We start from the raw sequence: 3,420 nt of genomic DNA on the forward strand, positions 1-3,420 counted from the left end.
GCGTTCATACAACTTTACAAGTTTATTGTAATTTATTCTTGACTTTTTGCCCTCTTTTTCCGCCGCATAGGATGGGCGGAAACCGGAGGGATTGGATGAACTGGCTTTCCTCGCTGACCGCCGCGGCCCTCTTCGCCGCGGCCTGCAATCTGGACACTGTGCTGCTCTCCGCCGGCTTTGCCGCCCGGGGGGTGGTTCTGAGACGGGGGTACGGCCTGGTGATCGCCGCCCTCACCACGTTAATCACCTGGCTCTCCCTGGCCCTGGGGGCCGGGGCCGCCGCCCTGCTGGGCGGGCGCACCGCCCAGGTGCTGGGCGGCCTGGTGCTGGCGGGCATGGGGGCCTGGTTCCTGCTGGACTGGCTCCGCCGGCCCGGCCCGCCGCCGGAGGGGGCCGAGGAGGCGGAGGAGGCTGAAGCCGCCGGCCTGCGGGGGTGCGTGGCCCTGGCCGCCGCCCTGGCGGTGAACAACGCCGGGGCCGGGGCGGCCGCCGGGGTGTCGGGCATCTCCCCCGGCCTGGCGGCGGCGGCCAACCTGCTGGCCACCCTGGGGGCCCTCCCCCTGGGCCGGATGCTGGGCAGCCGCCTGGCCGGGCGGCTGCTGGGAAAATACGCCCTCCCCCTCACCGGGGGGCTGCTGATCCTCCTGGGCCTGTGGGAGGCCGCCCCCCTCCTGCCCTGGGGCCGGTGACCCTTGCGGGCCGGGGGCGGGTGTGGTATCCTGATCCCAAAGGAGAGGATTGCCATGACACTGCTGGAGCGCCTGGGAGGCCGGGAGACGGTCACCCGGGGCATTGTGGACACCTTCCGCGCCATCAGCCGCCCGCCCCACCCCTCGGGACAGGAGGGGGCGGCGGCCGACGCCGTGGCCGCCCTGCTGTCCGGCCTGGGCCTGGGGACGGAGCGGGACGGGGCGGGCAACCTGCTCTGCCGCGTCCCCGCCGCCCCCGGGCGGGAGGGCGCGCCGGAGCTGGTGCTCCAGGGCCACCTGGACATGGTGTGCGCCGCCGCCCCCGGCAGCGGCTGGAACCCCCAAACCGACCCGGTGACGGTGGTGGAGGCCGACGGCTTTCTCCGCTCCGACGGCCGCTCCTCCCTGGGGGCGGACAACAACCTGGGCAACGCGGCGGTGCTGTGGCTGCTGGCCTCCGGCAAGCTCCGCCACGGGCCCCTGCGGCTGCTCTTCACCACGGCGGAGGAGGTGGGCCTGGAGGGGGCCAAGCAGGTCTCCCCCGCCTGGCTGGCCGGGGCCGGCTATCTGCTCAACACCGACGGGTTCCACCTGGGCCTGGCCATTGTGGGCTCCGCCGGCGGGCGGCGGGAGCGCTGGCGGGCCCCCCTGGACACCGTCCCCGCCCCGGATGCGCCCGCCTGGCGCATCACCCTGTCCGGCGGCCTGGGGGGCCACTCGGGGGACGACATCAACAGGGGCCGGGCCAACCCCATCAAGCTGCTGGCCGCCCTCCTGGCCGGCCTGCCCGGCGGGCGGACGGCGTCGCTGGAGGGGGGCGCCGCCTTCAACGCCATCCCCGCCTGGGCCCAGGCGGTGGTGCTGTGCAGGGACACACCCGATCTCTCTCCCCTGGAGGAGGCCCTGGCGGACTACCGGGCCGCCGACCCCAATCTGCGGCTGGCCTGCGCCCCGGCGGAGAGGCCGGAGGCTGTGTGGAGCCCCGCCTTCCAGGCCCACACCCTGGCCTTCCTCAACGGGCTGTACCACGGCGTGTACGCCATGGAGCCCGCCTTCCCCGGGGTGGTGGGGGCCTCCGCCAACCTGGGGAGGGCCGGGGCGGAGGGGGACGGCTATGAGATCTGCACCTTTCTCCGCGCCGGGCGGGGGGAGCTGGAGGAGGAGCTGGCCGCCCGCCACGCCGCCCTGGGGGCGGAGCACGGCTTCGCCGCCCGGATCAGCGGCTACCCCGGCTGGCCCGCCGACCGGGACAACCCCCTGGCCTCCCTGCTGGAGCGGGTGTGGCGGGAGCAGACCGGCCGCACCCTGGAGCTCACCGCCGTCCACGTGGGGCTGGAGCCGTCGGTGCTCCGGGCCAAGGCCCCGGGGCTGGTCATGGCCTCCACCGGGCCGGACATCCTGGACGCCCACTCCGTGGATGAGCGGGCACCCCTGGCCGGGCTGGCCGATTACGCCCTCCTCCTGGCCGGCGCCATGGAGGCCCTGTAGGGGCGGATATCATCCGCCCGAAGCCTTCCCCCCTGTGGGGGGAAGGTGCCCCAGTGCGCGCACTGGGGCGGATGAGGGGTTCCACGTTCTCACGCCGGGGGTACCCCCCGCAGACAGCGGGCCGGCCAGGGAAGCCGGAGGTAGGGGCCGCCGCCCTCGGCGGCCCGTTCCGCCCCGAAAGGAGTCGGGCGGCTGTGGGGACAGGCGGACGGCCACTTGTATTTTGCACCTATTTGTGGTATACTCTAACAAAGTGAATTCCACGTGCAGTCCGCCCGCTGGCAGTCCGGCGGGCTTTGCCGTGTCTTCCCTGCCTCCGCGCGGCAGGTATATGACCCACGGCCCCCCGGCGCGGGAGGGGTCAAACTGAAAAAAGGAAGAATGCTATGACCTTTGCACAACTCGGCCTCTGCCCGCCCATCCTGAAGGCGCTGGCGGAGGAGGGCTATGAGAGCCCGTCCCCCATTCAGGAAAAGGCCATTCCCCCCGCCCTGGACGGGCGGGACGTGCTGGGCTGTGCCCAGACGGGCACGGGCAAGACCTGTGCCTTCGCCGCCCCCATTCTCCAGCGGCTGGACGGGGAGAAGGTCTCCGGCCGGCCCATCCGGGCCCTGGTGCTCACCCCCACCCGGGAGCTGGCCCTCCAGATCCAGGAGAGCTTTGCCGCCTACGGCCGCCACCTGCCCCTGCGCTCCGCCGTGATCTTCGGCGGGGTGGGCCAGGCCCCCCAGGTGGAGCAGCTGAAAAAGGGCGTGGACATCCTGGTGGCCACCCCCGGCCGGCTGGGGGATCTGTACGGCCAGAAGCTCATCGACCTGTCCAAGCTGGAGATCTTCGTGCTGGACGAGGCCGACCGCATGCTGGACATGGGCTTCATCCACGACGTGCGCCGCATCCTGGGCTGGCTGCCCAGGCAGAAGCAGACCCTCTTCTTCTCCGCCACCATGCCCCCGGAGGTGCGCGGCCTGGTGGACGGCCTGCTGGTCAACCCGGTGAAGGTGGCGGTGAACCCGGTGTCCTCCCCGGTGGAGATCATCGAGCAGAAGCTCTACTACGTGGATCGGGGCAACAAGACCAAGTTGCTGGCCCACCTGATCCGGGAACTGGACGTGAAAAACGCCCTGGTGTTCACCCGCACCAAGCACGGGGCCAACAAGGTGGCCGGGGATCTGGCCAAGGCGGGCATCACCGCCGCCGCCATCCACGGCAACAAGAGCCAGACCGCCCGGCAGCAGGCCCTGGC

Annotated in this window: 3 protein-coding genes; all 3 read left to right on the forward strand. The window is 72.2% G+C overall.

The genetic code is table 11. The features are described 5' to 3' along the window. Positions 1-95: 95 nt before the first annotated feature. Positions 96-689, forward strand: coding sequence for a sporulation protein (locus tag QZ378_RS12460; RefSeq protein ID WP_291258497.1), 594 nt, complete (start codon positions 96-98; stop codon positions 687-689). A 54-nt stretch (positions 690-743) separates the two neighbouring features. Then, positions 744-2,177, forward strand: a complete 1,434-nt coding sequence (locus QZ378_RS12465; protein WP_291258498.1) for a M20/M25/M40 family metallo-hydrolase — start codon at positions 744-746, stop codon at positions 2,175-2,177. Between the two features lie 386 nt (positions 2,178-2,563). Continuing rightward, positions 2,564-3,420, forward strand: an 857-nt coding sequence (locus QZ378_RS12470) for a DEAD/DEAH box helicase (RefSeq protein WP_291258499.1), incomplete at its 3' end; no start/stop codon positions are given.

The organism is Flavonifractor sp., from assembly GCF_019422385.1.
Taxonomy (GTDB): Bacteria; Bacillota; Clostridia; order Oscillospirales; family Oscillospiraceae; genus Flavonifractor; species Flavonifractor avistercoris.

Coding starts and splice junctions, on each gene's coding strand:
- QZ378_RS12460 (WP_291258497.1), top strand. CDS start 96: ATGAACTGGCTTTCCTCGCTGACCGCCGCGGCCCTCTTCGCCGCGGCC.
- QZ378_RS12465 (WP_291258498.1), top strand. CDS start 744: ATGACACTGCTGGAGCGCCTGGGAGGCCGGGAGACGGTCACCCGGGGC.